This is a genomic window from Mycobacterium sp. SM3041 (assembly GCF_039668335.1).
Classification (GTDB): Bacteria; Actinomycetota; Actinomycetes; order Mycobacteriales; family Mycobacteriaceae; genus Mycobacterium.
This window is the reverse complement of the sequence record NZ_JAYXBQ010000027.1, coordinates 83,331-109,689: the sequence shown is the minus strand read 5'-3', so window position 1 is coordinate 109,689 and position 26,359 is coordinate 83,331. Positions and strand designations below refer to the sequence as shown.

The 26,359-nt window shown below is 69.0% G+C and carries 29 protein-coding genes and 1 tRNA gene; 17 read left to right on the top strand and 13 right to left on the bottom strand.

Annotated elements, in window-relative coordinates:
- Positions 1-78: 78 nt before the first annotated feature.
- The 5 genes from VXD91_RS07665 to ponA2 form a co-directional block, all read right to left on the bottom strand.
- A complete protein-coding gene (locus tag VXD91_RS07665; RefSeq protein ID WP_318985371.1) occupies positions 79-654 on the bottom strand; it encodes a TetR/AcrR family transcriptional regulator in 576 nt (191 codons plus the stop codon).
- 392 nt (positions 655-1,046) lie between these two features.
- Positions 1,047-1,120 (bottom strand) — tRNA-Pro (locus VXD91_RS07660).
- A 295-nt stretch (positions 1,121-1,415) separates the two neighbouring features.
- On the bottom strand, positions 1,416-2,516 hold the full coding sequence (locus VXD91_RS07655; RefSeq protein ID WP_318985372.1) for a PLP-dependent cysteine synthase family protein: 1,101 nt from the start codon (positions 2,514-2,516) through the stop codon (positions 1,416-1,418).
- Complete coding sequence (locus VXD91_RS07650) at positions 2,513-3,463, bottom strand: metallophosphoesterase (RefSeq protein WP_212807341.1); 951 nt, start codon at positions 3,461-3,463, stop codon at positions 2,513-2,515. The genes VXD91_RS07655 and VXD91_RS07650 overlap by 4 nt, the downstream gene beginning before the upstream one ends.
- Before the next feature lie 102 nt (positions 3,464-3,565).
- Positions 3,566-6,001, bottom strand: a complete 2,436-nt coding sequence (gene ponA2 / locus VXD91_RS07645) for a transglycosylase/D,D-transpeptidase PonA2 (protein WP_346415094.1) — start codon at positions 5,999-6,001, stop codon at positions 3,566-3,568.
- Positions 6,002-6,342: 341 nt separating this feature from the next.
- Here ponA2 and VXD91_RS07640 point away from each other — a divergent pair, with 341 nt between their 5' ends.
- Complete coding sequence (locus tag VXD91_RS07640; protein ID WP_020100988.1) at positions 6,343-6,648, top strand: WhiB family transcriptional regulator; 306 nt, start codon at positions 6,343-6,345, stop codon at positions 6,646-6,648.
- 72 nt (positions 6,649-6,720) lie between these two features.
- Here the strand turns inward: VXD91_RS07640 and VXD91_RS07635 are convergent, their stop codons facing one another.
- Both VXD91_RS07635 and VXD91_RS07630 read right to left on the bottom strand, forming a co-directional pair.
- Entirely contained in the window at positions 6,721-7,857 is a 1,137-nt protein-coding gene (locus tag VXD91_RS07635; protein WP_060999408.1) for an ArsA family ATPase, read from the bottom strand.
- Entirely contained in the window at positions 7,854-8,894 is a 1,041-nt protein-coding gene (locus VXD91_RS07630; RefSeq protein WP_346415093.1) for an ArsA-related P-loop ATPase, read from the bottom strand. Before VXD91_RS07630 ends, VXD91_RS07635 begins: the two co-directional genes overlap by 4 nt.
- 48 nt (positions 8,895-8,942) lie before the next feature.
- Between VXD91_RS07630 and VXD91_RS07625 the strand changes: the two genes are divergently transcribed.
- From VXD91_RS07625 to VXD91_RS07615, 3 genes are read left to right on the top strand one after another with little or no spacing between them, the layout of a single operon-like run.
- Positions 8,943-9,104 carry a DUF4177 domain-containing protein gene (locus tag VXD91_RS07625; RefSeq protein WP_090562576.1) on the top strand — a complete coding sequence of 54 codons (162 nt, stop codon included), beginning with the start codon at positions 8,943-8,945 and terminating at the stop codon, positions 9,102-9,104.
- The gene (locus VXD91_RS07620) at positions 9,101-9,556 is read left to right on the top strand and encodes a RidA family protein (protein ID WP_061007129.1); all 456 of its coding nucleotides are present in this window, start codon (positions 9,101-9,103) and stop codon (positions 9,554-9,556) included. The genes VXD91_RS07625 and VXD91_RS07620 overlap by 4 nt, the downstream gene beginning before the upstream one ends.
- Positions 9,553-10,326 (top strand): MBL fold metallo-hydrolase, encoded by a 774-nt coding sequence (locus tag VXD91_RS07615; protein WP_346415092.1) that lies wholly within the window; start codon positions 9,553-9,555, stop codon positions 10,324-10,326. Before VXD91_RS07620 ends, VXD91_RS07615 begins: the two co-directional genes overlap by 4 nt.
- A 58-nt stretch (positions 10,327-10,384) precedes the next feature.
- On the opposite strand, the gene crp is transcribed toward VXD91_RS07615, so the two are convergent.
- Both crp and VXD91_RS07605 read right to left on the bottom strand, forming a co-directional pair.
- Complete coding sequence (gene crp / locus VXD91_RS07610; protein WP_020100982.1) at positions 10,385-11,059, bottom strand: cAMP-activated global transcriptional regulator CRP; 675 nt, start codon at positions 11,057-11,059, stop codon at positions 10,385-10,387.
- Positions 11,060-11,162: 103 nt separating this feature from the next.
- On the bottom strand, positions 11,163-11,474 hold the full coding sequence (locus VXD91_RS07605; protein WP_346415108.1) for a hypothetical protein: 312 nt from the start codon (positions 11,472-11,474) through the stop codon (positions 11,163-11,165).
- Between the two features lie 204 nt (positions 11,475-11,678).
- On the opposite strand from VXD91_RS07605, the gene nth reads away from it, so the two are divergent.
- The 4 genes from nth to marP are packed head-to-tail and all read left to right on the top strand — an operon-like array spanning position 11,679 to position 14,963.
- Complete coding sequence (gene nth / locus VXD91_RS07600) at positions 11,679-12,365, top strand: endonuclease III (protein WP_064857703.1); 687 nt, start codon at positions 11,679-11,681, stop codon at positions 12,363-12,365.
- Positions 12,362-13,012, top strand: a complete 651-nt coding sequence (locus tag VXD91_RS07595) for a TlpA disulfide reductase family protein (protein WP_346415091.1) — start codon at positions 12,362-12,364, stop codon at positions 13,010-13,012. The genes nth and VXD91_RS07595 overlap by 4 nt, the downstream gene beginning before the upstream one ends.
- Positions 13,009-13,773, top strand: a complete 765-nt coding sequence (locus tag VXD91_RS07590; RefSeq protein WP_346415090.1) for a CoA pyrophosphatase — start codon at positions 13,009-13,011, stop codon at positions 13,771-13,773. Before VXD91_RS07595 ends, VXD91_RS07590 begins: the two co-directional genes overlap by 4 nt.
- A complete protein-coding gene (gene marP / locus VXD91_RS07585) occupies positions 13,770-14,963 on the top strand; it encodes an acid resistance serine protease MarP (RefSeq protein ID WP_346415089.1) in 1,194 nt (397 codons plus the stop codon). Before VXD91_RS07590 ends, marP begins: the two co-directional genes overlap by 4 nt.
- On the opposite strand, the gene VXD91_RS07580 is transcribed toward marP, so the two are convergent.
- Both VXD91_RS07580 and VXD91_RS07575 read right to left on the bottom strand, forming a co-directional pair.
- Positions 14,952-15,917, bottom strand: a complete 966-nt coding sequence (locus VXD91_RS07580; RefSeq protein WP_064857700.1) for an alpha/beta hydrolase — start codon at positions 15,915-15,917, stop codon at positions 14,952-14,954. The two genes, marP and VXD91_RS07580, sit on opposite strands and share 12 nt — an antisense overlap.
- Complete coding sequence (locus VXD91_RS07575) at positions 15,917-16,426, bottom strand: phage holin family protein (protein ID WP_061007141.1); 510 nt, start codon at positions 16,424-16,426, stop codon at positions 15,917-15,919. Before VXD91_RS07575 ends, VXD91_RS07580 begins: the two co-directional genes overlap by 1 nt.
- Positions 16,427-16,516: 90 nt before the next feature.
- Between VXD91_RS07575 and VXD91_RS07570 the strand changes: the two genes are divergently transcribed.
- Positions 16,517-17,209, top strand: coding sequence for a S1 family peptidase (locus VXD91_RS07570; protein ID WP_346415088.1), 693 nt, complete (start codon positions 16,517-16,519; stop codon positions 17,207-17,209).
- Positions 17,210-17,233: 24 nt separating this feature from the next.
- Here the strand turns inward: VXD91_RS07570 and acs are convergent, their stop codons facing one another.
- Positions 17,234-19,180, bottom strand: coding sequence for an acetate--CoA ligase (acs, locus tag VXD91_RS07565; RefSeq protein WP_346415087.1), 1,947 nt, complete (start codon positions 19,178-19,180; stop codon positions 17,234-17,236).
- Positions 19,181-19,279: 99 nt separating this feature from the next.
- On the opposite strand from acs, the gene VXD91_RS07560 reads away from it, so the two are divergent.
- Positions 19,280-20,050: an oxidoreductase gene (locus VXD91_RS07560; RefSeq protein WP_133426327.1), complete on the top strand. Its 771-nt coding sequence runs from the start codon at positions 19,280-19,282 to the stop codon at positions 20,048-20,050.
- Between the two features lie 448 nt (positions 20,051-20,498).
- Here the strand turns inward: VXD91_RS07560 and VXD91_RS07555 are convergent, their stop codons facing one another.
- On the bottom strand, positions 20,499-21,368 hold the full coding sequence (locus VXD91_RS07555) for an HAD-IB family hydrolase (RefSeq protein WP_293020917.1): 870 nt from the start codon (positions 21,366-21,368) through the stop codon (positions 20,499-20,501).
- Between the two features lie 494 nt (positions 21,369-21,862).
- Here VXD91_RS07555 and ssd point away from each other — a divergent pair, with 494 nt between their 5' ends.
- From ssd to VXD91_RS07520, 7 genes are read left to right on the top strand one after another with little or no spacing between them, the layout of a single operon-like run.
- Positions 21,863-22,936 carry a septum site-determining protein Ssd gene (gene ssd, locus VXD91_RS07550; RefSeq protein WP_133426328.1) on the top strand — a complete coding sequence of 358 codons (1,074 nt, stop codon included), beginning with the start codon at positions 21,863-21,865 and terminating at the stop codon, positions 22,934-22,936.
- Positions 22,933-24,099, top strand: coding sequence for a TadA family conjugal transfer-associated ATPase (locus tag VXD91_RS07545; protein ID WP_133426329.1), 1,167 nt, complete (start codon positions 22,933-22,935; stop codon positions 24,097-24,099). Before ssd ends, VXD91_RS07545 begins: the two co-directional genes overlap by 4 nt.
- Positions 24,096-24,872, top strand: a complete 777-nt coding sequence (locus VXD91_RS07540) for a type II secretion system F family protein (protein ID WP_064857695.1) — start codon at positions 24,096-24,098, stop codon at positions 24,870-24,872. Before VXD91_RS07545 ends, VXD91_RS07540 begins: the two co-directional genes overlap by 4 nt.
- The gene (locus VXD91_RS07535; RefSeq protein ID WP_346415086.1) at positions 24,869-25,438 is read left to right on the top strand and encodes a type II secretion system F family protein; all 570 of its coding nucleotides are present in this window, start codon (positions 24,869-24,871) and stop codon (positions 25,436-25,438) included. The genes VXD91_RS07540 and VXD91_RS07535 overlap by 4 nt, the downstream gene beginning before the upstream one ends.
- A 36-nt stretch (positions 25,439-25,474) precedes the next feature.
- Positions 25,475-25,675, top strand: coding sequence for a DUF4244 domain-containing protein (locus tag VXD91_RS07530; protein WP_346415085.1), 201 nt, complete (start codon positions 25,475-25,477; stop codon positions 25,673-25,675).
- Complete coding sequence (locus VXD91_RS07525; RefSeq protein WP_346415084.1) at positions 25,656-25,997, top strand: TadE family type IV pilus minor pilin; 342 nt, start codon at positions 25,656-25,658, stop codon at positions 25,995-25,997. Before VXD91_RS07530 ends, VXD91_RS07525 begins: the two co-directional genes overlap by 20 nt.
- The gene (locus VXD91_RS07520; RefSeq protein ID WP_346415083.1) at positions 25,990-26,331 is read left to right on the top strand and encodes an Rv3654c family TadE-like protein; all 342 of its coding nucleotides are present in this window, start codon (positions 25,990-25,992) and stop codon (positions 26,329-26,331) included. Before VXD91_RS07525 ends, VXD91_RS07520 begins: the two co-directional genes overlap by 8 nt.
- Positions 26,332-26,359: the final 28 nt, after the last annotated feature.

Genomic DNA, 26,359 nt, shown 5'->3' with positions numbered 1-26,359 from the left:
CTCCTTAACTGTTCATGCGGCGGCTGTCCAAGCCGAAGTCAGCATGAAATATGTTGCGGTGAAACAAATTCAGGTGGATCAGGTTTGATCCGGGGTGATGGTGCCGGCCGTCAGGCTGGCCATGATGGCGTCGACGATCTCGACCCGCGGCGCGATGTTCCGGCGCAGTGCCTCATATCCGGCGTCGAGCAGGGCCCAGAAAACCAGGCGCGGCCACTCCGGTGGGCTGGTCTGCGGTCGTGCCGAAACCCGCGCCAGCACTTCGGCTATCGCCTCGTCGCCGGTATCGAGGATCGCGGACAACTCCGGATCAGCCACGATGGTCGGCTCGTTGTAGACGAAGGGCACGATGGGTCCGAGGTCCAGCTGGGATTCGACCACCCGGCGCAGCGCGGCGAGTGGGGGACCACAGGCCGGCTCGGCCTTGTCGATGGCGGCGTTGCACATGTCGTGCACATATAGGGCGACGGCGCGGATCAGCTCGGAGCGCTCGGGGAAGTACCGGTGCAGCGTGCTGCGGCCGACGTTCGCGGCGGTGGCGATGTCGGTCAAGGACGCCGCGGGGTTGGTCGCCAGGACGGCGGTGGCGGCATCGAGAATCGCCTTCCGGGTGCGCGACCGCACGCCAGTGTCGAACGATTTCAACTCAGCCATGCGTCAAAAATAGCACGATTGGCCGAAAATGGGACATTGATGTCCCAATGTGGGCCTGGTGAGAGTGATCACGTCGCCAGGGGAGGCCGGCGATGACAAGCTGGCGTGGGTTACTCGCCTGAACTAGGCCGGAGGAGTGCGTAGCGTCAACCACCAGGCGCATGCAGCTTCGCTGATTGAACCCAGGTACCTATTTCGGGCGTCAGAGGTGCCTGAGAGCAGTAACCATGGGCAGCTGACGGTCACGATTGCACTCACGTACTTTTTGCAGGGGATTTCGGTGCTGATCGCACCGACGAGAACGCCAGGGGAGCCGCGGGCCAGCGGGGCACCGACCCCAGAAACGAAGAAGGCCCCGACCAGATTTCCCTGGTCAGGGCCTTGCTCACTTGTCGGGGTGGCGGGATTCGAACCCACGACCTCTTCGTCCCGAACGAAGCGCGCTACCAAGCTGCGCCACACCCCGCGTGAAGCTTCGACAGCCTATCGCACGGGTGCCCTCAGAAGCCAAACGGCCCTCGCCAGGTGAGATAGCCGCTGGTGGGCGGGTCAGCGGCGAAGATCACGTCCATTCGAGGGATGGATTTTTGCGCAACGTGCGTTAAAACGGGTAACTCTGATGAACGGCAACCGAACGCCAGAAAGCGAGGAACGAACATGACCGGCTTGGGAGCTTTGCTCTACTGCGGATTCTTCGGTCTCGCGGCGCTGTGGCTGTTCGCGACTTCTGACTACCGGGCGGCCTGGCTGGGCCGTCAGGATCACGCCCAGCGGCCGGAGCGCTCGAACTCCGTCAGTGCCGCCACGGCGTCGGCGGACTCGAGCCCGCGACTGTTGACCCACGCGTCGTCGAAGTAGGTGTCGGCGTAGCGGTCGCCGCTGTCGGCCAGGAGCGTCACCACCGAACCGCTACGGCCCTGCGCCACCATCTCGGCCAGGAGTCCGAACGCGCCCCAGATGTTCGTCCCCGTTGACGGACCCACCCGTCGTCCCAGCACCTTGCTCACGTGCCGCGCGGCGGCCACCGACGCCGCGTCCGGCACGCACACCATGGCGTCCACGACGCCCGGCAGGAACGACGGCTCCACCCGCGGCCGGCCGATGCCCTCGATACGCGACGACGCCCCGGTGAACACTTCTCGGTCGCCCGTGGCCCACGACGGATAGAACGCCGAGTTCTCCGGGTCCACCACGCACAGCCGCGTGGCATGGCGCCGGTAGCGCAGGAACCGCCCGATCGTGGCGCTCGTACCGCCGGTGCCCGCCCCGACCACGATCCACTCCGGGATCGGGTGGGCCTCTTCACGCAGCTGCGAGAAGATCGACTCCGCGATGTTGTTGTTGCCCCGCCAGTCGGTGGCGCGCTCGGCGTTGGTGAACTGGTCGAGGTAGTGGCCGCCCGTCTCGCGCGCCAGACGCTCCGCCTCGTCGTACACCTGTGACGACTGTTCGACGAAATGGCAACGGCCACCCTGGTTTTCGATGAGCTCGATCTTGGCCGCGCTCGTCGACGACGGCATCACCGCGATGAACTCCAGCCCCAGCAGCGCCGCGAAATACGCCTCGGACACCGCGGTGGATCCGGACGACGCCTCGATGACCGTCGTGCGCGGGCCGATCCAGCCGTTGCACAACCCGTACAGGAACAGCGACCGGGCCAGCCGGTGCTTGAGGCTGCCGGTGATGTGCGTGCTCTCGTCCTTGAGATACAGCTGGACGTCGACGCTCGCGCTCCACGCGGCGGGCAGCGGATAACGCAGGAGATGGGTGTCGGCGCTGCGCCGGGCGTCGGCCTCGATGAGGCGGACGGCGTTGTCGACCCAGCCGCGGTCGACGCCGCGCGCCGCCACCGGCGCGGTCACCGCGCCGAGACGGCCGGCTGCGTCATGTCGGCGCCGATACCGGCGTGCCCGCCGCCTGTCGGGGCGGCCACCAGGGTCAGCAGCGTCACCTCGGGCCGGCAGCAGAAGCGCACCGGCGTGTACGGCGAGGTGCCCATGCCGGCCGACACGTGCAGCTGCGTGTGGGCGCCCCAGCGGGACGGGCCCTTTACCCGGGAGGTGTCGATGTCGCAGTTGGTCACCAGCGCGCCGTAGAACGGCACGCACAGCTGCCCGCCGTGCGTGTGGCCGGCCAGCACCAGCTGGTAGCCGTCCTCGGCGAAGCGGTCCAGCACGCGGGTGTACGGCGCATGGGTGACGCCCAGCGACAGGTTGGCGGCCGGGTTGGGCCGGCCGGCGATGGTGTCGTAGCGGTCGCGGTTCAGGTGCGGATCGTCGACGCCGGCGACGGCGATGAGCTGCCCGTTGACCTCGATCTCACGGCGGGTGTGCGTCATGTCCAGCCAGCCGCGCTCGGTGAACGCCGCGCGCAGGTCCTGCCACGGCAGCGGCCGCCCGGTGATCCGCTTGTGCTTGCTGAACAGGTAGTTGGCGGGGTTCTTCGGCTTCGGCGCGAAGTAGTCGTTGCTGCCGAACACGAACACCCCGGGCACCGCCAGCAGATCGCCCATCGCCTGCACCACCGCCGGCACCGACTTCGGGTGCGAGAGGTTGTCACCGGTGTTGACCACCAGATCGGGCTCCCAGCGGGCCAGCTCGCGCAGCCATGCCTGCTTGCGGCGCTGCGCCGGCATCATGTGCAGATCACTCAGATGCAGCACCCGCAGCGGCGACGATCCGGGTGTCAGCACCGGCATGGTGACCTCGCGGACCACGAACGCGTTGCGCTCGATGAGCGAGGCGTAGGCGAGGCCCGCGGCCAGGGTTCCGGCGACGGTGACGGCTGCGTTGCGGGCGATGGCAGACATGCAGGCAGCCTACTTGCTCAGCGCGGGGATTGGCCCGTTGTCGCTGGTCATCGTTAGAAAGCCCACAGGGTTGGCTTAGGTCGTTCTGAGGTTTCGGCCGGCCTATGGGGGCGGGGGACCGAGAACCGGGACGGTGATGGGCGGCAGGCCCGGAATCTCCACGACCGTCGACCCGATCTGCACCGGCGGCAAGCCGTCGAGGCCCGGAATCCCCACTGGCGGTGGCGGCGGAGGCGGCGGCGCGATGCCGTTGCTGACCTGGATCGTGATGATCGAACCGGGGATGGTCTGTCCCGACGGCGAGGTTCCGACCACCTGACCAGATGGCGCGGTGCTGTTGACCCACGACGGCTGCGCGGACAACTGGAAGCCGGCTTCCTTGATGCGGTTCTGTGCCAGGTCGAGGTCCATGCCCGCGACGCTCGGCACCCTGGACCCTGGCCCGCCGTCGACGTAGCGCGGGTCGGTCGGCGGCATCACGACGTTGGGCGGGGTGAACTGCTTCATGGCGGTGAACCAGGTTCGGGCCGGCTCGTGGCCGCCGTAGAGGTCACCACGGCCACACTGGCGCAGCGGGAACGAGCACAGGTCGGACGGTGTGGGCGAGTCGTCGTAGATGTAGTTGGCGGCGGCGTAGGCGCTCGTGAAGCCCAGGAACGCCGACGACCGGTGGGCCTCGGTGGTTCCGGTCTTGCCCGAGACCGGGAGATTCCAGCCCACCGACTGCGCGGCCGCCGCACCGGTGCCACTGATGGCGTCCTTGTTCATCGCGTTGGCGAGGGTGTTGGCCAGGCCCTCGGGGACGGCCTGCTCACAGGTCTGGGTGGTCACCGAGACCTCGTTGCCGTGCCGGTCGAACACCTTGTCCACGGGATTCGGTGGGCACCACGTGCCGCCCGACGCCAGCGTGGCCGCGACGTTGGACAGCTCGAGGGCATTGACCTCGAACGGTCCCAGGGTGAACGAGCCGATGTTCTGGCGCTTGATGAAGTCGGCCAGGCTCTCGTTGCTGTTCGGGTCGTACGGGCGGGCGGTGCCGGGCGCGGCGTAGGACCGCAGCCCCAGCTTGACCGCCATGTCGACGGTGCGCGGGACGCCGATCTGCGAGATGAGCTTGGCGAACCCGGTGTTCGGCGACGACGCCAGCGCTTCGGTGACGTTCATGCTGCCCTTGTAGCGGCCGTCGTTCTCGACGCACCACTTGTCCTTCGGGCAGCCCTTGGCGCCGCCGCTGCCGAGGCCCTTGGCCTCGAACCGTCCGGGCACGTCCAGCTGCGCATTGATGCCCATGCCCATGTCCAGGGCGGCGGCCGTGGTGAACAGCTTGAAGATGGACCCGGCGCCGTCGCCGACCAGTGAAAACGGCTGCGGCTGCATGGTTTCCCCGGCCGCGGTGTTCAGGCCGTACGTCCGGTTGCTGGCCATCGCCACCACCTGGTGGTTGTCCTTACCGGGCCGGATGACGCTCATGACGCTGCCGATGCCGTCGATGGTGGGGGAGGCGATGCCGTCGATCGACGACTTGACCGCGTTCTGGATGTCCGGGTCGATCGTCGTGCGGATCAGGTAGCCGCCCTTGGCCACCTGGTCCTTGCTGATGCCCGCCTTCGACAGGTAGTCGAGCACATAGTCGCAGAAGAAGGCGCGGTCACCGGCGGCGATGCAGCCGCGGGGCAGCTGGTTGGGCTGCGGCAGGATGCCGAGCGGCTCGGCCTTGGCGGCGCGCAGGGCCTCGGCCTCCTGCGGGACGTTCTGAATCATGGTGTCCAGCACCAGGTTTCGGCGGGCCAGGGCACCGTCGGGATTGACGTACGGATCGAGCCCGCTCGTCGACTGCACCATGCCGGCGAGCAGCGCGGCCTGCTGCCAGTTCAGCTGGTTGGCGTTGACGCCGAAGTACGTCTGGGCGGCGTCCTGGATGCCGAACGCGCCGTTACCGAACGACACCAGGTTCAGGTAGCGCGTCAGGATCTCGGACTTGGTGAACGTCTTGTCCAGCGTCAGCGCCATGCGGATTTCGCGCAGCTTGCGTGCCGGGGTGGTCTCGATGGCGGCCCGTCGTTCGGCGTCACTCTGCGCGACCACGAGCAGCTGGTAGTTCTTCACGTACTGCTGCTCGATGGTGGATCCACCGCGGGTATCGGCCGAACCCGACATGTAGCCGGACAGGCCCGTCAGGGTGCCCTTCCAGTCAACCCCGTTGTGCTCGGCAAACCGTTTGTCCTCGATCGAGACGATGGCCAGCTTCATGGTGTTGGCGATCTGATCGCTCGGCACCTCGAAGCGGCGCTGCGAATACAGCCACGCGATGGGGTTGCCCTTGGCGTCCACCATGGTGGACACCGCGGGTGCATCGCCTTCGACCAGCTGGGCCGAACCGTTGGCCACGACGTCGGATGCCCGGTTGGACATCAGGCCGACACCCCCGATGAGCGGGAACATCATCGCGGCGAGCACCACGCTGGCGAGCAGAACGCACCACGTCATCTTGATGACGGTGACCGCGGTCGGCGGACGGTTCTGCGGTCGCTCGGGCATGGGGTACAGCCTAGCGACCGTGGTGGCCAGCGGCTGAGCGCTGGTCGATTACCACGTCCTTGGGGCATCTAGGGGGCTGCGACACGGGCAAAAATTAACGTTTGGACACACGTCCCAAAAAAGCGGCCCCAGACCCATTGCGCAATAGGCCCCTGAACACCTAACTTGAACACACAATGCGATCTAGGTAACACTACTAGCCGCAATGTGGCGTAGATCGCATCAGCGACCTACTCGGGAGGACTCGGCCGTCGGGAGACGGTGTGACGAAGGGATCGCTGGTGGCAGGTACACAGCCAGTAGTTCGCACGACAATCGCTCCCCAGGCCGGAAACGGCGCGATACAGGGCGTGGTCCAACCTGAAGCAGAAGCCCGCATCGCCTGGGTGTCCCAGGCCCGGTGCCGACAGGCCGACCCGGACGAACTGTTCGTCCGCGGCGCCGCACAGCGCAAGGCCGCGGTCATCTGCCGGCACTGCCCCGTGATCGTCGAATGCGGTGCCGACGCCCTCGACAACCGGGTCGAGTTCGGCGTGTGGGGCGGCATGACCGAGCGTCAGCGCCGTGCCCTGCTCAAACAGCACCCCGAGGTGGTGTCCTGGGCCGAGTTCTTCGCGACCCAGCGCAAGCACCGCAACGCGGTCTGACAGACGTAGAAACAGCTGTGCCCGGGATTTCCTAGGAAATCCCGGGCACAAGCATTTGAAAGCCGTTGTCTGTCAGGCTTTGACGACGTCGCCCGTGATCTGATCGGCGATGGCCCGCAGCGCCTCGAGATCGGACACCTCGAACGGCAGTGACGGCACCCCCACCAACGCCACGTGCGGGTTGGCCCCGGTGAACCGCGACAGCAGCCGCACCTCACGCTTGGAGATCACGGTGCGGTTCGCGTGGATCCGCAGCGTCGCCGCGGCCAGCGCATCGGTGTCCTGACCGGACTGCTCCAGCTTGCCCGCGGCCTCGTCGGCCGCATCGGCGGTCAGGTCGCACAACATCGGATGGGTGCGGTTGAGGATCAGGCCGGCCAGCGGCATCTGCTCCTGCGACAACCGGTCGACGAAGAACGACGCCTCCCGCAGCGCGTCGGGCTCGGCGGCCGAGACGACGACGAACCGGGTCCCGGGGCGCTTCAGTAGCTCGTAGGTGCGGTCGGCCTTCTCGCGGAAGCCGCCGAACGTCGCGTCGAGGGACTGCACGAAACCCGCGGCGTCGGAAAGCATCTGCGAACCCAGCACGGTGGACAGCGCCTTCATCGCGAGGCCCATGGCACCGGTGACCAGCCGGCCGATGCCGCGGCCCGGACCGAGCAGCAGGCGCCACAGGCGGCTGTCCATGAAGTTGCCCAGCCGCTTCGGTGCGTCCAGGAAGTCCAGTGCGTTGCGCGACGGCGGGGTGTCGACGACGACCAGGTCCCACTTGTCCTCGGCCAGCAGCTGGCCGAGCTTCTCCATCGCCATGTACTCCTGCGTGCCCGAGAGCGACGTCGCGACAGTTTGGTAGAACTGGTTCTCCAAGATCGCGTCGGCCCGGTCCTCGCCGGAGTACTGCAGCACCATCTCATCGAAGGTGCGGCGCATGTCGAGCATCATCGCGTAGAGCTCGCCCGGCACCTCGGGAGCCAGCGGCACCCGCTGTGGGGTGTTGCCGAGGTCCTTGATGCCGAGGGCCTGTGCCAGGCGCTTGGCCGGGTCGATGGTCAGCACCACGACGGTGCGGCCGTACTCGGCAGCCCGCAGCGCCATCGCGGCGGCGGTGGTGGTCTTGCCGACGCCGCCAGCGCCGCAGCACACCACGACACGGTTCGCTTTGTCCGACAGGATCGCGTGCATGTCCAACTTCAAGGGCTTGCCGCTCATTTGGTGCCAACCCCTTGCTGCTCGAGTGCTTCGGCGAGTTCGTACAGGCTGCCCAGGTCGACCCCGTCGGGGAGCGCGGGCAGTTCCAGGCGGGGCACTTCGAGGGCGTCGAGCGCCTCGGCGCTCTCGGCGCGCGCCATCATGCGCGTCGCGTGCTGGATGGTCTCGGTGAGCAGTCCGGCGAAGTCGGTGTCGGACAACGTGATTCCGGCGTCGGCCAGGCCGGCGCGCACGGCGTCGGCGTCGACGACGCCCTCGGCGGCCTTCGCCAGATCCTCCTGCGACAGGTACGCCGGGATGTTGCGGTTGACGATGACGCTGCCGATCGGGAGCTGAAGTTCTCGTAATTCCTCTATGGCTTCCAAGGTCTCCTGCACGGGCAGCGCCTCCAGCAGGGTGACCAGGTGGATGGCGGTGAGCTCCGAGTGCAGCAGCTTCACCACGCCGTCGGCCTGAGAGTGCACCGGCCCGCCCTTGGCGAGATCCGAGACGGCCTTGGTGACGTCGAGGAAGCGCGAGATGCGGCCCGTCGGCGGGGCGTCGACCACGACGGCGTCGTAGGGGCGCTGCCCCTTGAGTTCCTTGGCGGTTTTGCCGTTGCGGACCACGACCTCTTTGATCTTGCCGGTGAGCAGGACGTCACGCAGGCCGGGAGCGATCGTGGTCGCGAACTCGACGGCGCCGATGCGCTTCATGGCACGGCCGGCGATGCCGAGGTTGTAGAACATGTCCAGGTACTCCAGGAACGCGGCCTCGGTGTCGATGGCCAGCGCGTTCACCTGCCCGCCGCCTTCGGCGGTGGCGATCTTCTGCTCCCCGTACGGCAGCGGCGGCACGTCGAAAAGCTGCGCGATGCCCTGCCGCCCCTCGACCTCGACCAGCAGGACGCTGCGGCCGCCGGCCGCCAGCGCCAGCGCCAGCGCGGCGGCGACGGTGGTTTTGCCGGTACCGCCCTTGCCGGTGACGAAATGGAGGCGCGCCTGGTCCAGGCGCGCGGGCCAACCGGTGTGGGTTCGGCCCGTCGATTCGGAGGTCACCCCAGCATGTTAACCATGCGGTACCCCTCGGCCGATAAGCTCGGCGGCATGAGCGAACCGACCCGGTGGGAGTACGCCACCGTCCCGTTGCTGATCCACGCCACCAAGCAGATCCTGGACCAGTGGGGCCAGGACGGGTGGGAGCTGGTGTCGGTGCTGGCCAACCCGAGCGGTGAGCAGCACGTCGCATACCTGAAGCGGCCGAAGTGACCGTCTCCGACCGGTTGGCCGAGCTCGGCATCGAGCTGCCGGAAGTCGTTGCGCCCCTTGCCGCTTACGTCCCCGCCGTCCGTACCGGGAACCTCGTCTACACCTCGGGCCAGCTGCCCATGCAGGGCGGCCAGTTGCCGGCCGAGGGCAAGGTCGGCGGCGAGGTCAGTGCCGAGGACGGCAAGGCCCTGGCCCGGATCTGCGGCCTCAACGCGTTGGCTGCCGTGCACGCGCTGGTGGGTATCGACTCGGTGGTGCGGATCGTCAAGGTCGTCGGTTTCGTCGCCTCGGCACCGGGCTTCAACGGCCAGCCCGCGGTGATCAACGGCGCGTCCGAACTGATGGGCGAGGTGTTCGGCCCGGCCGGTGCGCACGCCCGCTCTGCCGTCGGGGTCTCGGAGTTGCCGTTGAATGCGCCGGTCGAGGTGGAGTTGATCGTCGAGGTCGTATGACGCATCCCGCGTATGGCGTGCTGTGGCCGGTCACGGAGGCCGCCTCGGTACTGCTGTGCGACAACCCGGGGATCATGACGCTCGACGGCACCAACACCTGGGTGCTGCGCGGGCGCGGTAGTGACGAGATGGTCGTCGTCGACCCGGGACCTGACGACGATGCGCACCTCGAGCGCATCGCAGCACTCGGCAAGATTCCGCTGGTGCTGATCAGTCACAAGCACGACGACCACACCGGCGGCATCGACAAGCTCGTCGGCATGACGGGTGCGGTGGTGCGCTCGGTCGGCAGCGGGTTCCTGCGAGGACTCGGCGGGCCGCTCACCGATGGCGAGGTGATCGACGCCGCGGGCCTGCGGATCAAGGTCATGGCGACACCGGGGCACACCGCGGATTCGCTGTCGTTCGTCGTCGACGATGCCGTGCTGACCGCGGACACGGTCCTCGGCCGCGGCACCACCGTCATCGACAACGAGGACGGCAGCTTGCGCGACTACCTGGAATCGCTGCGGCGGCTGCAGGGCCTCGGGCAGCGGACCGTCCTGCCCGGCCATGGTCCCGATCTGGCCGACCTGTCGCAGGTGACGGCCATGTACCTCGCGCACCGCGAGGAACGGCTGGACCAGGTGCGCGGCGCCCTGAAAGTGCTCGGTGAAGAGGCCTCGGCGCGGCAGGTCGTCGAACACGTCTATACCGACGTCGACCAGAAGCTGTGGGACGCCGCCGAGAAATCGGTGCAGGCCCAGTTGGACTACCTGCGGACCGCTTGACCAGACCAGACAAAGATGCCCCCGACACGCCATGTGTGCGGGGGCATCTTCGTCAGTACTAGCGGGCTCGGCGGGCCAGCCGCTCCGAGTCGGAGATCAGCACACTCTTGCCTTCGAGCCGGATCCAGCCGCGGTGTGCGAAGTCGGCGAGCGCCTTGTTCACGGTCTCGCGGGAGGCACCGACCAGCTGGGCGATCTCTTCCTGGGTCAGGTCGTGGGTGACGCGCAGGGCGCCACCCTCCTGCGTGCCGAAGCGCTGGGCCAGCTGCAGCAGCTGCTTGGCCACGCGACCGGGCACGTCGGTGAAGATCAGGTCGGCCAGGTTGTTGTTGGTGCGGCGCAACCGGCGGGCGAGCACGCGCAGCAGCTGCTCGGCGATCTCCGGGCGGTCCGCGATCCAGGCGCGCAGCGCCTCACGGTCCATCGAGACCGCGCGCACCTCGGTGATGGTGATGGCGCTCGACGTCCGGGGACCCGGGTCGAAGATCGACAGCTCACCGAACATGTCCGACGGACCCATGATCGTCAGCAGGTTCTCCCGGCCGTCCGGTGACCGGCGGCCGATCTTCACCTTGCCGGAAATGATGATGTAGAGGCGGTCGCCGGGCTCGCCTTCGGCGAACACGGTGTGTCCGCGAGGAAAGTCGACAGGCTGCAGCTGTTTGGTCAGTGCGGATACCGCGGTGGGCTCGACACCCTGGAAGATTCCGGCCCTCGCCAGGATCTCGTCCACGTTGCTCCCTAAGGCTGGTGAGTGATAAAAAACGCGCGCAAGCTAGCCAGTGAACTGGTTAACAAAGTCAGTCTAGTGGTAAGCCGTTTCGCAACCAGCCACGCTACACACGATTCGCCTGGCGAGTCTCGCGAAATTGCGGATTGCTCGCATAGTGGGCATACGCACGGCTGGGTAATTCGGGTTCACCGAAGGCTCCGAGCGGGTTGTCGCGCGTCGGCGACGGGGCCGCCAGCGCGCGCGGCTCCTCGAATCGGGGCGCCGATCGGTGCGGCAACGTACCGGCGGACGCGGTCTGTTCCGACCAGGCATTCTTGACCTTCTCGACGAAGGCTTTGACGTCTGCCGCGGTGTACGTCTCCTTGGATGTATCGAGCATCGCTTCGAGGCGGCTCAACCCGAAGGTTGCCAACATCAGCAACCCGGGAATGCACACCACGAGCAACCAGGACACACGCAGAAGTAAACACGCCGAATGTCTCAGGGTGATCACGAAACGACGCCGGTCAAAGTATCCTTACCGACTTCTCTCAGTACGCTTACCGGCGTGCCTGCGCGACGATCCACCGCAAAATACGACCGCGAAACCCACCTGGGTCTGGTGCGTCGCGCCCGGAGAATGAATCGTGAACTGGCGCAAGCGTTCCCGCACGTCTACTGCGAGCTGGATTTCACCAATCCGCTGGAGCTGGCAGTGGCCACGATCCTGTCGGCGCAGTGCACGGATAAGAGGGTGAACCTCACCACGCCGGCGCTGTTCGCCAAATACCCGACTGCGCTTGACTACGCGCAGGCGCACCGGACCGAACTCGAGGAACTGATCCGGCCCACCGGCTTCTACCGGAACAAGGCCAACTCGATCATCGGGCTGGGCCAGGAACTGGTGGCGCGCTTCGACGGTGAGGTGCCGGACACCCTCGATGAGCTGGTCACGCTGCCCGGTGTGGGGCGCAAGACCGCCAACGTCATCCTGGGCAACGCCTTCGACATCCCGGGCATCACGGTCGACACCCATTTCGGCCGGCTGGTGCGACGCTGGCGCTGGACCGCCGAAGAGGACCCGGTCAAGGTGGAGCACGCCGTCGGCGAACTGATCCCGCGCAAGGAATGGACCCTGCTGTCGCACCGCGTCATCTTCCACGGGCGCCGGGTCTGTCACGCCCGAACCCCGGCCTGCGGCGTGTGCGTGCTGGCGCGCGACTGCCCGTCGTACGGCCTCGGGCCGACGGATCTGGCGGCCGCCGCGGCATTGGTCAAGGGACCCGAAACCGAACATCTGCTGGCTCTGGCCGGGATCACCGAGTGAGTCGGTCTGTCCGCTGGACCGTCGTGGTGCTGGCCGTTTTCGTCGTTCTGGGTGTGGCGCTGTGGCGGCAACTCGGTGACGACCGGACCGCGTCGGGGCCGGCGGGTCAGCAGACTGTCACGCGCGCACATCGCGACGCCGACACCCCGGCGGCACTGGCCGGGCCCCGGGCCAAGGCGGCCCTGCCGCCCTGTCCGGCGCCGCAGGGTGGGCCCGGACCACAAGCCCTGCAGGGCATCACGGTCGACTGCGCGGCCGACGGCGTGCCCGTCGACGTCGCCAAGGCCGTGGCCGGCCGGGCCGTCGTGCTGAACCTGTGGGCCTACTGGTGCGGGCCGTGCGCCGACGAACTGCCCGCACTGGCCGAGTACCAGCGCCGGATGGGCGCGCAGGTGACGGTGCTGACCGTGCATCAGGACGAGAACGAGACCGCCGGGCTGTTGCGGCTGGCCGACCTGGGCGTCAAGCTGCCGATGTTGCAGGACGGCCGGCGGCTGATCGCGGCCGCGCTGCGCGTGCCGAACGTCATGCCTGCGACCGTGCTGCTGCGCCCGGACGGTAGCGTGGCGCAGGTCCTGCCCCGGCCGTTCACCAGTGCCGACGAGATCGCCAGTGCAGTGAACCCACAGTTAGGAGTGTCGGGGTGAGTGTGCTGAACCCGCAGGCCGCCCCGGCCTGGCTGCGGCCCCTCGTCGACAACGCGGCGGATCTGCCGCAGGCCTACCGGCGCCGGGTGCCGAAGAGCGTGCTGGCGGCCATCACCGCCGCCGGCGCCACCGCGACACTGACCGGCACCAAACGCGACGCCGCCGTCCTGGTGTTGTTCTCGGGCGCGCCCGACGCCCCGGCCGGTGCCCTGCCGCCCGACGCCGACCTGCTGGTCACGGTCCGCGCGTCGACGTTGCGGCACCATGCGGGACAGGCGGCTTTTCCGGGAGGCGCATCCGATCCCGGGGACGACGGTCCGATCGGCACCGCCCTGCGGGAGGCGAACGAGGAGACCGGCATCGATCCCTCCCGGCTGCACATACTGGCGGAGCTGGACCGAATGTTCATCCCGCCCTCGGGTTTTCACGTCGTTCCGGTGCTTGCGTACTCGCCCGACCCCGGCCATGTCCTCGCCGTCGACCCGGCGGAGACCGCGATCGTCGCGCGGGTTCCGGTGCGCGCCTTCGTCAATCCCGAGAACCGATTGATGGTGTACCGCAAGGAGAACACCAGCCGGTTCGCCGGCCCGGCATTTCTGCTCAACCAGATGCTGGTGTGGGGCTTCACCGCTCAGGTGATCTCCGCGATGCTCGATGTCGCAGGCTGGGCCAAGCCGTGGAACACCGACGTCGTCGAGGAACTGGACGCGGCAATGGCGCTGCTGGGCGAGTCCAGCGGCTACCGTGTGGATCAACCATGACACCTTCACAATGGCTGGATCTGGCCGTTCTGTCCGTCGCCTTCGTCGCCGCCGTCTCGGGCTGGCGGTCCGGGGCGCTGGGCTCGCTGCTGTCTTTTCTCGGTGTGGTGCTCGGCGCGGTGGCCGGTGTGCTGCTGGCGCCGCATGTCGTGGCGCACGTCGACGGCGCCCGCAGCAAGCTCTTCATCGCCCTGTTCCTGATCCTGGGCCTGGTCGTGGTCGGCGAGATCGCCGGTGTGGTGCTGGGCCGCGCCGTCCGTGGCGCCATGCGCAACGAAGTGGTGCGCGGGTTCGACTCGGTCGTCGGCATGGCCCTGCAACTGGTCGCGGTCCTGGTCGCCGCCTGGCTGCTGGCTACCCCGCTGACGTCGTCCGACCAACCGAACCTGGCGGCCGCGGTGAACGGCTCGCGCGTGTTGTCCGAGGTCAACGACCTCGCACCGGCCTGGCTCAAGCGCGTACCCACGCGGCTCTCGGCGCTGCTGAACACCTCGGGCCTGCCGTCGGTGCTGCAGCCGTTCGGCCGCACCCCGATCGTCAGCGTCTCGGCACCCGACCCCGCGCTCGTCGCCGATCCGGCGGTGGCCGCGGCCAAGGGCAGCGTCGTGAAGATCCGCGGTGTCGCGCAGAGCTGCCAGAAGGTGCTCGAGGGCACCGGCTTCGTGGTGGCGCCCGGCCGGGTGATGTCCAACGCCCACGTGGTGGCCGGCTCCAACAGCGTCACCGTCCAGGTCGACGACAAGAGCTACGACGCCAAGGTCGTGTCGTACGACCCCGAGGCCGACATCTCGATCCTCGACGCGCCCGACCTGCCCGCGGCGCCGCTGAAGTTCGACATGCAGGAGGCCGCGACCGGAACCGGCGCCGTGGTGATGGGCTATCCGGGCGGCGGTGAGTTCGCCGCGACTCCGGCGCGCATCCGCGAGGTCATCAAGCTCAACGGTCCGGACATCTACCACTCCACGACCGTCACGCGTGAGGTCTACACCATCAGAGGCAATGTCCGCCAAGGCAATTCGGGCGGGCCGCTGATCGACGGCAGTGGGAAGGTGCTCGGCGTGGTGTTCGGCGCCGCGGTCGACGACGCCGACACGGGCTTCGTCCTCACCGCCGACGAGGTGGCCAAGCAGATGGCCAAGGTCGACAACCAGGACGCGGTGCCGACCGGGAAGTGCATCTCAGCCGGGTAGCTGGTGCAGGAACGTCGACAGCTCCGAGGTGACCGTCGACGGTTGCTCCTCGTGCGCGAAATGGCCTGCGCCGGGCACGGATACGAAGCGGGTCTGCGGGGCATAGCGCTGGGTCCGGCGGACCGGGTCGTCGAGCACGTACGGATCGGCGGTGCCGTGCAGGTGCAGGACCGGCACGGCGGTGCGCTGTTTCATCGCGCGCATGAAGCGCCGGCCTTCGCCGCGCACCTGACTGCGCGCCGCCCACCGCTGATACTCGAGCGCCGAGTGCGCGGCCGACGGAATCTGGATCGCGGTGCGCAGGTGCGCGGCGGTCTGGGCGAAATCCGCCGACGCCGGCCAGGCGGCGCCGGCGCGGCTGCGGACCAGCTGCTCGACGGCAGCACCGCCGCGCCGGGTCAGGACGTGCTCGGGCCACCACGGCACCTGGTTGCGCAGCATCGCCGGCAGCAGGGCCGCGCGCTGGCCCTTGTCGGTCAGTGTCGAGGACCGCAGCGCCACCGGATGCGGTGAACTGACCAGCGCGATGCCCCGGACCGCCCGCGGATGCAGCATCGCCGTCGCCCAGCACACGAGGCCGCCGTCAGCATGTCCGACCAGCACGGCCGAGTGGTGTCCCAGCGCCCGCACCAGGCCGGCGGTGTCCCCGGCCAGCGTCCAGCCGTCGTATCCGGTCGGTGGTTTGTCGCTGCCGCCGTAGCCGCGCAGGTCGACCGCGACCACACGGGCGCCGCGCAGGTCGCGCAGCTGATGCCGCCACGAGTACCAGAACGAGGCGAACCCGTGCAGCAGGATGACCAGCGGACGCTCGGCGTTGGAGGAACCGTCCGCGTTCCGATCCTCGGGCTCGGAGCCCTCGGCCTCCACGACGTGGAAGCGGATCCCGTTCGCGTGCACCTGGAGGTGTCGCCACGGACCGTCGATCCGGACGACCGACGGATCAGGTGGCGGCACTACCAGCCTGAGGTGTCGCTAGAAGCCGTGCGGGCGGTGATCTGACTCGACGGCTTGTCGTGCCCCGGCGTCAGCGCCACCTTGGCCTCCTTGACCGTGGCGATGGTGTCCCGCGGGCCGCGGATCTTGCGGACCTTGAGGAAGCCCAGGAACGCGAGCGCACCCGTCGTCAGCACCATCAGTGCGAAGACGATGAGGTACGACGCCCAGCTCGGCAGCCACAGCTCGAGCAGCGAGCCGAGGAAGAAGAAGAAAAAGAACGTCGAGTAGAAGAGCACGACCAGGGCTGCGATGAACAGGACGCTGCCGGTCAGGCCCTTCTTCACGTCGGCGGTGATCTCGGCGCGCGCGAGCTCGACCTCGGCCCGCACCAGCGTCGACATCTGCGCGGTGGCTTCCTTGACCAGATCGCCGATCGACGGATCGGCCTTGGGCGCATGCGGATCCACCAGTGGGATCGAGGTCACCGTGGCTGGAACGGGGCCATTCTTGCGATCGCCATTGCTCACGAACACGTCCTCCCGGCGTCGGTGTAGTCCTGGCATATGTTGCCACGTGGGGCGCCGCTTAACGATCCGGGCCAGGGATACACTGCCCCGATGCGTTTGGCACCCGTGATTGCTGCGATGTGTGGGACGGCCATTGCTCTGCTCGGCACGTCGGCCGGGGTGCCGGCCCACGCGGATGCCCCGGTGCCGCTGGGTGGTGGTTCGGGCATCGTCGTCGACGGTGACACCTTCTGCACCCTGACCACGATCGGTCATGACAACCGCGGCAAGCTGGTCGGCTTCACGTCGGCGCACTGCGGCGGGCCCGGCCACGAGGTGTCGGCCGAGGGCGCCGAGAACCGCGGCACGCTGGGCGTCATGGTGGCCGGCAGTCAGCCGCTGGACTACGCCGTCATCGAGTTCGAGCCGGCCAAGGTGCAGCCCTTCAACACCGTCAACGGATTCCAGATCGACGGCATCGGCCCGGACCCGGCTTTCGGCCAGGTGGCGTGCAAGCTGGGCCGCACCACCGGCTACACGTGCGGCGTCACGTGGGGCCCCGGACAGGACCCGGGCACCATCGTGGACCAGGTGTGTGGCCAGCCGGGCGACTCGGGTGCGCCCGTCACGGTGAACAACAAGCTGGTCGGCATGATCCACGGCGCGTTCAGCGACGACCTGCCGACATGCGTCGTCAAGTACGTGCCGCTGCACACCCCGGCCGTGACGGTGTCGATCAACGCGGTGATCGCCGATCTCGACGCCAAGAGCCGGCCCGGCGCCGGCTACGTGCCGATCGCCTGAGCCGGCCTGGCCCTGCGTGCTGCCTTACTTGCTGGCGCGGATGGCCTCGAAGACGCTGGGGTCGACGAGGGTGGAGGTGTCGCCGAGGTCGCGGCCTTCGGCGACGTCGCGCAGCAGGCGGCGCATGATCTTGCCGCTACGGGTCTTGGGCAGCTCGGGCACGACGTGGATTTCCCGGGGTTTGGCGATGGGGGAGATCTCCCGTGCCACCTGGGCGCGCAGTTCCTCGATCATGTTCTCCGGTCCGCCGTGCGCCGACTCCTTGAGGATGACGAACGCGCAGATGGCCTGGCCGGTGGTGGCGTCGGTGGCGCCGACGACGGCGGCCTCGGCCACGCCGGCGTGCCCGACGAGTGCGGATTCGACCTCGGCGGTGGAGATGCGGTGCCCGGAGATGTTCATGACGTCGTCGATGCGGCCCAGGACCCAGATGTTGCCGTCGGCGTCGTAGCGGGCGCCGTCGCCGGCGAAGTACCAGCCCTGTTCGGCGAACCGGGACCAGTAGGTGTCCTTGAACCGTTCGTCGTCGCCCCAGATGCCGCGCAGCATCGACGGCCACGGCTTGTCGAGCACGAGGTAGCCGGTGACGTGTTCTGCCTCGTCGGCGCCGGGGACCAGCTCGTTGCCGTCGTCGTCGACGATCTTGGCGCTGATGCCGGGCAGCGGCGTCATGGCCGAGCCGGGCTTGGCCGCGGTGACGCCGGGCAGCGGGGAGATCATGATGGCGCCGGTCTCGGTCTGCCACCAGGTGTCCACGATGGGGGTGGTGCCCGCGCCGATGTGTTCGCGGTACCAGCGCCACGCCTCGGGGTTGATGGGCTCGCCGACCGAGCCGAGCACCCGCAGGCTCGACAGGTCGTGCGCCGCGGGGATCTGGTGGCCCAGCTTCATGAAGGTGCGGATCAGCGTCGGCGCCGTGTAATAGATGGTGACGCCGTACTTTTCGATGATGTCGAAGTGCCGGTGCTCGTTGGGTGAGGTCGGGGTGCCTTCGTAGACCACCTGCGTGACGCCGTTGGAAAGCGGGCCGTACACGATGTAGGTGTGCCCGGTGACCCAGCCGATGTCGGCGGTGCACCAGTACACGTCGTCGGTCTTGATGTCGAAGACGTTGTGGTGGCTGTAGGACGCCTGGGTCAGGTAGCCGCCGCTGGTGTGCACGATGCCCTTGGGCTTGCCGGTGGTGCCGGAGGTGTACAGCAGGAACAGCGGCTGCTCGGCGTCGAAGGCCTCAGGGCTGTGCTCGGTCGACTGCGAGTCGACGATCTCGTGCCACCAGACGTCGCGGCCGTCGGTCCAGTCGACGTCGATGCCGGTGCGCTTGACCACCAGGACGTGCTCGACGCTCGGCTGGCCGGTGACGGCTTCGTCGACCGCGGACTTGAGCGAGGCCGCCTGGCCGCGGCGGTACTGCCCGTCGGTCGTGATGACCAGCTTGGCCTGGGCGTCCTCGACGCGGGCGGCCAGAGCGGTGGCCGAGAAGCCGGCGAACACGACCGAGTGCATGACACCCAGGCGCGCGCACGCCAGCATCGCCACGATGGCCTCGGGCACCATCGGCATGTAGATGGCGACACGGTCGCCCGCTTGCAGGCCCAGGGCGCTCAACGCGTTGGCGGCCTTGCTGACCTCGTCTTTGAGCTGGGCGTAGGTGATGTCGCGGGCGTCGCCGACCGGCTCGCCTTCCCAGTGGATCGCGACCCGGTCACCATTGCCGGCCTCGACGTGGCGGTCGACGCAGTTGTAGGCGACGTTGAGCTTGCCGTCGCCGAACCACTTGGCGAACGGCGCATTCGACCAGTCCAGGACCTCGGTGAACGGGGTGGCCCAGGACAACCGCTCGCCCTGGCGGCGCCAGAAATCCAGGCGGTCGGCGTCGGCCTCTTGATACAGCGCAGCGGTGGCATTGGCCTGCGCGGCGAACTCGGCAGGCGGCGGGTAAGCCTGTGGCACAGCGGTGTCTTGTGTCATGGCTGTGAGCGTAGTCACTGGCACGTTGCAATGACGTTGGAGGTGACCCGCCACCGGGACGTTGGTGGTGGCCACCCGGTGGCACTACCGTGTGCGGACGTGGCTGCACCTGACCCGCTGGCTCCGTTGGCCGAACTCCCCGGCGTGGCCGAGGCCGGAGACGAGGCGCGTGAAGCGCTCGGCAGGGCCCACCGGCACAAGGTGAACTTGCGCGGTTGGCCCGCCACCGCGGCCGAGGCGTCGATGCGGGCCGCCCGGGCGTCGTCGGTGCTCGACGGCGGATCCCTGAGTTTCAGTAAAGACGGCGAGGCGCCGGCCAAAGGTGAGCGCGCCGACGCGGTGCTGGCCGGCGCGCTGCGCGTGGCCGAGGCGCTCGAAGGTGGTGCGACGGCGCTCGTCGGCGTCTGGCAGCGGGCACCGCTGCAGGCGATCGCCCGGCTGCACTCCCTGGCGGCCGCGGATCTGACGGACCCGGACCAGCTCGGCCGGCCCCGCACCGATGATCCCGACGTGGGCCGGCGGCTGGAGCTGCTCGGCGAGATCGTGGGCGGCGGGAGCCGGGTGCCGGCGACGGTGCTCGCGGCCGTCGCTCATGGCGAACTCCTGAGCCTGGCTCCGTTCGGGGTGGCCGACGGTGTGGTGGCGCGCGCGGTGTCCCGGCTGATCACCATGTCGAGTGGTCTCGACCCGCACGGCCTCGGCGTTCCCGAGATGTACTGGATGCGTCAGGTCGGCGAATATCGTGCCGCGGCACGGGGCTTCGCGTCGGGCACGGCCGACGGGCTGACGGCGTGGTTGATCTGCAGCAGTCGCGCTCTGCATTCCGGGGCTCGTGAGGCCCTGTCGATTGCGCAGGCTTCGGCCAAGTAGCGCTCGGTTCGCGGCCCTCGCCAGCAAACATGCACACATAAAAGCGGGCGGCGCTCCGTCGTCAGAGGGCATCTGACTCGGCTCGCCGCCCGCTAGCACGGAACCCCGGTTACCAAGCGTGCTTGTCGGGTTGTGTGGGTGGCCTCGGCGTCCCTGCAATGCGCTGCGACTATAACCCCACCCAAGGAGTTCTCTTAGCCGTTCGCTTTTCGCAATTACGCAGGCCCACAACGCTTTTACCATTGTCGCGGTATGTGCTCCGCGTGGGTGCCGGTATTCCGTGCTGGGATGCCCTCTTCGGGAGGTCGAACCTTCTCTTCCGGTTCGGTCTTGGCCTCGGGGGGCTTCCGTGCTTCCTTTGTACTACGTGACCGCAGTCACATCAAGGGTCAATCACCGGCGATTTGTGATTGTTATCCCAGGGCACTCAGCAACTCGCCAGTAGCTTTCAGAAGCTCAGCCGACGGAGCAGCGAGTACGTCACGGCGCCGGCCGCGAGGGCGCTGGCGCCGACGGCCAGGGTGGTGGCCACCGCGGCGCCCGACGGTGCCGGCAGCCGGTCTCGCAGCGAGACCGGACGGGTGAAGGTCAGCACCGGCCAGCCGCGGGCGACGGCCTCCTTGCGCAGCGCGCGGTCCGGGTTGACCACGGCGGGGTGGCCGACGGCCGCGAGCATCGGCAGATCGGTGATGGAGTCCGAGTAGGCGTAGCAGTGCTCCAGTGCGTAGCCCTCGCGGGCCGCGAGTTCCTCGATCGCCTGGACCTTGCCTTCGGCGAAGCAGTAGAAGTCGACGTCGCCCGTGTACTTGCCGTCGGCGACCACCATGCGCGTGGCCATCGAATGATTGGCGCCGAGTTCGCGGGCGATGGGCGCGACGATCTCCTCACCGGACGCCGAGACCACCACGACGTCGCGGCCGCACAGCTTGTGGTCGGCGATCAGGTTGGCGGCTTCGGCGAAGACCAGGGGGTCGACGATGTCGTGCAGCGTCTCGGCGACGATCGACTTGACCTGTTCGACGTCCCAGCCCGTGCACATGTTCGTCAGGTAGGACCGCATGCGGTCCATCTGATCGTGGTCGGCACCGGACATCAGGAACAGAAACTGGGCATAGGTGGACTTGAGGACGGCTTGCCGGTTCAGCAGTCCCTGGTTGAAAAAAGGTTTGCTAAAAGCGAGGGTGCTGGACTTGGCGATCACCGTTTTGTCGAGATCGAAGAAGGCTGCGGTGCGCACCGGACCGGTCGACTCGGCCTCCTGACGCGGCGCGGCCGCGGCCTGGGCGGCCGGATCGGATGCGGTCACGGCTCCAAGCATATGCTCCGGAACGCCGGTGCCGGGTGGGCGCCGCTGTGGCCGTGTCGGTCGCCGGTGGGTCGACCATCGTGGCGATTGACGTGCTGACACGCCCATTTCACAGACAATCAACAGTTGCGCACAGCCCTGTTGACGTGTGTATAGTGGGCATTACCCGGGCAGCGCCGGGTGTGCATCAGCCCGACCCCCCGGGGCTGATCCACGACGACCTCCGCCTCCTCCCCCCCTGGCGGGGGTCGTCCCTTTTTCGGGGGCGGTCATTTTCCCGGAGGCGTTGCCTCTTCGGCGAGATTTTCGCCAGCGCCGAATTCATCGGTTCCCGTTGTGGCGGAGCCTTGGCGAGCCCGGCCCGTCGACAGTCGTGACCCATCCGTGAAAAGTTGCGGAACGACATTCTCACCAGTGCGTCAATAAAGTTGTCCACAGTTTGCGATTCATCCACATTCTGGGGGCGGGCTCTGGTGCCGTGGCCTGCCGCGGATCACGGTGGAACCATGACGACGAACGGGGCCCTGGCGTTGATCGCCGACGCCGGACTGCGCGACGAGATCGAACGCATCGCCGCGGCGGCGGGGATCAGAGTGGTGTACGCGGCGGAGCCCTCCGGCCGGAAGGCATGGGTCGGTGCCGCGGCAGTGGTGCTCGACGTCGCGGCAGCGCGGCGCTGCCGAGAGCTCGGGATGCCGCGACGGCCCGCCGTGTTCTTGATCGCGACCGATACGCCCGGCTCCCGCGAGTTCGAGGCCGCGATGGTGATCGGTGCACAGGAGGTCATCACCCTGCCCGGCGGGGAGTCGGCTCTGGTCGGTGTCCTGGCGGATGCCGCAGCCGGCGAATCCGACGGGCGCCGCGGCGCCGTGGTCGCCGTCATCGGCGGACGTGGCGGCGGCGGCGCGTCGGTGTTCGCGATCGCCTTGGCGCAGGCCGCGGGAGAACCGGACCATGAGTGCCTGCTCGTCGACGTCGACGCCTGGAGCGGCGGTATCGATCTCGCCCTCGGTGCCGAGTGCGATGCCGGCCTGCGCTGGCCGGACCTGGCGGCGGCAGGGGGACGGCTCAGCTATCCGGCCCTGCGCGATGCGCTCCCGCGCCGGCGCGGGGTGGTGGTGCTGTCGACGGGCCGCACCGGCGTCGAGCTGAGGCCGACGGCGCTCGCGGCGGTCGTCGAGGCCGGAAGCCGCGCCGGCGCAACCGTCATCTGCGATGTGCCACGACAGTCTTCCGCTGCCGCCGAGACCGTCCTGGCTGCAGCCGATCTGGTGGTCGTGGTGGCGCCGGCAGAGGTGCGGGCCTGCGCCGCGACCCGGGTCGTGGCCGACTGGGTGACGGCCGTCAACCCGAACGTCGGCCTGGTGGTGCGGGGTCCTGCGCCCGGCGGGCTGCGCGCCGCGGAGATGGCGACGATCCTCGGGCTGCCGCTGCTGGCGGCCATGCGGGCCGAGAGCAACCTCGACGGCGCGCTCGAGCGGGGCGGTCTCGGCCGGAGTCTGCGGAGCCGGTCACCGCTGGCCGTGGCCGCCCGCCGCGTACTCACGGTGCTGGGCCGACAGCCCGGGGAGGCGGCGTGACGTCGTCGTTGGTGGATCGGGTCCGGGAACGACTGGCCGCGCAGACCAGCGGTGCCCTGCACCCCAACGCGGTGGCTGCGGCCATCCGAGCTGAGTCCGGCGGCGTACTCGCCGACAGCGACGTACTGGCCGGCATGCGGCTGCTGCAGACCGAGCTGACCGGTGCCGGGATTCTGGAACCGCTCCTGCGGGCACCGGGCACCACCGACGTGCTGGTCAGCGCGCCCGACGAGGTGTGGGTCGACGACGGAAACGGGTTGCGCCGCAGCACGATCAGATTTCCGGATGAGGACGCGGTGCAGCGCCTGGCGCAACGGCTCGCGCTGGCGATCGGGCGCCGGCTCGACGATTCGCAACCCTGGGTCGACGGCCACCTCGGCGGTATCGGCGGTGGTCTGACCGTGCGGTTGCATGCCGTGCTGCCGCCGATCGCCGCCGCAGGTACCTGCCTCTCGCTGCGGGTGCTGCGGCCCGCGACGCAGGACCTGGCCGGACTCGTCGAATCCGGCGCCATCGCGCCGCCCGCCGTCCCGCTGATCACCGACATCGTCGCGGCGCGGCTGGCGTTCCTGGTCTCCGGCGGCACCGGTGCCGGGAAGACCACCATGTTGTCCGCGCTCCTCGGGGCCGTCGATCCCGCCGAGCGGATCGTCTGCGTCGAGGACGCCGCGGAGCTGGCGCCGCAACATCCGCACCTGGTCCGGCTGGTCGCGCGCGGCGCCAACGTCGAGGGCGTGGGCGAGGTGACGGTGCGTGACCTGGTTCGGCAGGCGCTGCGGATGCGCCCTGACCGGATCGTCGTCGGCGAGGTGCGCGGTGCGGAAGTCGTGGATCTGCTTGCCGCGCTCAACACCGGTCACGAGGGTGGGGCGGGGACGGTGCATGCGAACAGTCCCGCCGAGGTGCCCGCCCGCATGGAGGCGTTGGCAGCGGTCGGCGGATTGGACCGGGCGGCGCTGCATTCGCAACTGTCGGCCGCGTGCCAGGTGGTACTGCACACCGCGCGAGCCCGGGACGGGCGTCGGCACCTGAGTGAGATCGCGGTGCTGCGCCGCGCCCCGGACGGGACCGTGACGGTCGTGACCGCCTGGCACGTCGACCGCGGCGCGGGCCCTGGCCTGCCCGCGCTGGGTGAGCTGCTGACTGCGCGGGGCCGGTCGTGAGTCCCGCGCTGCTGCTGGCACTGGCCGTGCTGGTCGCGCCACCGGCGGGCGGCGCCGGGCGCCTCGGGCACAGAAAACGGTTGGTGCGATCTGGACCTCGCCTGCTCTGGCCGGTGGCGGCAGTGGCCGCCGTGGTGGCGCTCGTCGTCCTGCCGATGCCGGTGATGCTGGCCGGCTCGGCCGTGGTCGGCACCGCGGGGCTCCGGTGGCGGCGCTCGCGGCAGGCCGCGCTGCGCGCCCGGGAAGCTCAGACGCTGCAGGGCGCACTCGGCATCCTGGTCGGGGAACTGCGTGCCGGGGCGCATCCGGTCGCGGCGTTCGATGCCGCGGCTCATGAGGTCGGCGGACCGGTGTCCGCGGCGTTGGGCGAGGTCGCGGCGCGGGCCCGCCTGGGCGCCGATGTCTCTGCCGGTCTGCGTGCCGTCGCGGGATCGTCGGCGCTGCCCGCCCATTGGCAGCGGCTGGCGGTGTACTGGCAACTGGCGCTCGACCATGGCTTGGCCATCGCCCCGCTGATGCGCGCCGCCGAACGTGACGTCGTTGCGCGCGAACGTTTCTCCTCGCGGATCAGGGCGGGGATGGCCGGGGCCCGCACGACGGCGGCCGTGCTGTCCGGGCTGCCCGCACTCGGAATTGTCTTGGGACAGTTGATCGGTGCGCATCCCGTGCGCTTCCTGCTGGGTGACGGCGCGGCGGTGCTGACGATCGGTGTGGTGCTGTGCTGCCTCGGGCTGCTGTGGTCGGACCGGATCATCGCGCGGGCACAGCGATGAGCGCGGTGCCGGTTCTCCTGCTCGCCGTGGCGATTCTGCTGATCCCCGGCCCAGCGGTGTACCGAATCCGGCCCCGTCCGCCGGACCGGTTCTCGCCGACCGCGGCGCCGGACGACCCGCTGGCGGTGCCGTCGAGCCTGGACGTGCTGGCAGCCTGCCTTTCGGCCGGCATGGCGACCGGTGCGGCGGCCGGGGCGGCGGTCGCGTCGGCACCGGCTGATCTGGCGGGCGTCCTGCGCCGCGCGGCCGAACTTCTGGCACTGGGTGCCGGCCCCGCGACGGCCTGGGCGGAGCCGAGTCGTGGTACGGACCCGCACGTGATCGCACTGCTCCGGCTGGCGCGGCGGTCGGCGTCGTCGGGCGCCGCGATGGCGCAGGGCGTCGCCGAACTGGCCGAGCAGGCCAGGGCCGACGCCGGTGATGCGGCGGACGCGGCCGCCGAGCGGGCCAATGTGTTGATCGCCGGGCCCCTCGGGCTCTGTTATCTGCCGGCATTCGTCTGTCTCGGCATCGTGCCGGTGGTCGCCGGCCTGGCCGGTGACGTGTTCCGGTCCGGGGTGTTCTGATCGCAACAACTGATCGCAACAAGGGGAGGAAAAACCATGAAGATGACCAGCTTTCGCGCGCTCGAGGCCCGCGTGACCATGCTGCTCACCGACGAGAGCGGGATGTCGACCGTCGAATATGCCATCGGGACGGTGGCGGCTGCGGCGTTCGGCGCCATCCTCTACACGGTGGTCACGGGGGACTCGATTGTCAGCGCCCTGACCAACATCATCGCCCGTGCCCTCACCACCAAGTGATGACCGGGGTGGCGTCACGGTCGAGGCGGCGTTCTCGGTTGCCGCACTCATCGCGGTCGCAGTGCTCGGTATCGGTGGGCTCGGCGCGGTCTCGGCGCAGGTGCGCTGCATCGACGCGGCCCGGGAAGCGGCCCGTCTCGCGGCCCGCGGTGACGACCGTGCCGCCGTCGACACGGCCCGGCGCACCGGCCCGGACGGGGCCTCGGTTGAGGTGCGACGCGACGGCGGGCGAATCGTCGCGCGGGTCCGCGTTCCCGCACCGTTGCTGCCCGGCGTCACCGTGGGGGCCGAGGCCGTGGCGGCACCCGAACCTGGTGCGTGACGAACGGGGCTCGGCGACGGTGTTCGCGGTCGCGCTCATCGTGGTGCTGATCGGGCTCATGACGGGGGCTGCCGCCGTGGGCGCCGCGGTGATCGGCCGGCATCGCGCCCAGTCAGCGGCCGACCTGGCCGCACTCGCCGCCGCGGGCGCACTGGTTGCCGGACCCAGTCAGTCCTGTGGCCGGGCGGTCGCGGTTGCCGAAGCCATGGGCAGCCGGGTTGGTAACTGCGCGGTGCAGCGGCTGGATGTGGTGGTCGACGTGGAGGTGCCGGTGCGATTCGGTCGCTGGCACCTCGGCGACGCGCACGGCCGGGCCCGCGCCGGGCCAGGCTGACGGCAGCGCGATGGTCACAACGATCAGG

Bases quoted from the DNA above. Each gene is read 5' to 3' on its own strand.
- nth (WP_064857703.1), top strand. From the start codon at position 11,679: ATGAATCGTGAACTGGCGCAAGCGTTCCCGCACGTCTACTGCGAGCTG.
- VXD91_RS07535 (WP_346415086.1), top strand. From the start codon at position 24,869: ATGAGCGCGGTGCCGGTTCTCCTGCTCGCCGTGGCGATTCTGCTGATC.
- VXD91_RS07570 (WP_346415088.1), top strand. From the start codon at position 16,517: ATGCGTTTGGCACCCGTGATTGCTGCGATGTGTGGGACGGCCATTGCT.
- ssd (WP_133426328.1), top strand. From the start codon at position 21,863: ATGACGACGAACGGGGCCCTGGCGTTGATCGCCGACGCCGGACTGCGC.
- VXD91_RS07650 (WP_212807341.1), bottom strand. From the start codon at position 3,463: ATGTCTGCCATCGCCCGCAACGCAGCCGTCACCGTCGCCGGAACCCTG.
- VXD91_RS07555 (WP_293020917.1), bottom strand. From the start codon at position 21,368: ATGCTTGGAGCCGTGACCGCATCCGATCCGGCCGCCCAGGCCGCGGCC.
- marP (WP_346415089.1), top strand. From the start codon at position 13,770: ATGACACCTTCACAATGGCTGGATCTGGCCGTTCTGTCCGTCGCCTTC.
- VXD91_RS07615 (WP_346415092.1), top strand. From the start codon at position 9,553: ATGACGCATCCCGCGTATGGCGTGCTGTGGCCGGTCACGGAGGCCGCC.
- VXD91_RS07605 (WP_346415108.1), bottom strand. From the start codon at position 11,474: ATGTTGGCAACCTTCGGGTTGAGCCGCCTCGAAGCGATGCTCGATACA.
- VXD91_RS07635 (WP_060999408.1), bottom strand. From the start codon at position 7,857: ATGAGCGGCAAGCCCTTGAAGTTGGACATGCACGCGATCCTGTCGGAC.
- VXD91_RS07530 (WP_346415085.1), top strand. From the start codon at position 25,475: ATGAAGATGACCAGCTTTCGCGCGCTCGAGGCCCGCGTGACCATGCTG.
- acs (WP_346415087.1), bottom strand. From the start codon at position 19,180: ATGACACAAGACACCGCTGTGCCACAGGCTTACCCGCCGCCTGCCGAG.
- VXD91_RS07625 (WP_090562576.1), top strand. From the start codon at position 8,943: ATGAGCGAACCGACCCGGTGGGAGTACGCCACCGTCCCGTTGCTGATC.
- ponA2 (WP_346415094.1), bottom strand. From the start codon at position 6,001: ATGCCCGAGCGACCGCAGAACCGTCCGCCGACCGCGGTCACCGTCATC.
- VXD91_RS07665 (WP_318985371.1), bottom strand. From the start codon at position 654: ATGGCTGAGTTGAAATCGTTCGACACTGGCGTGCGGTCGCGCACCCGG.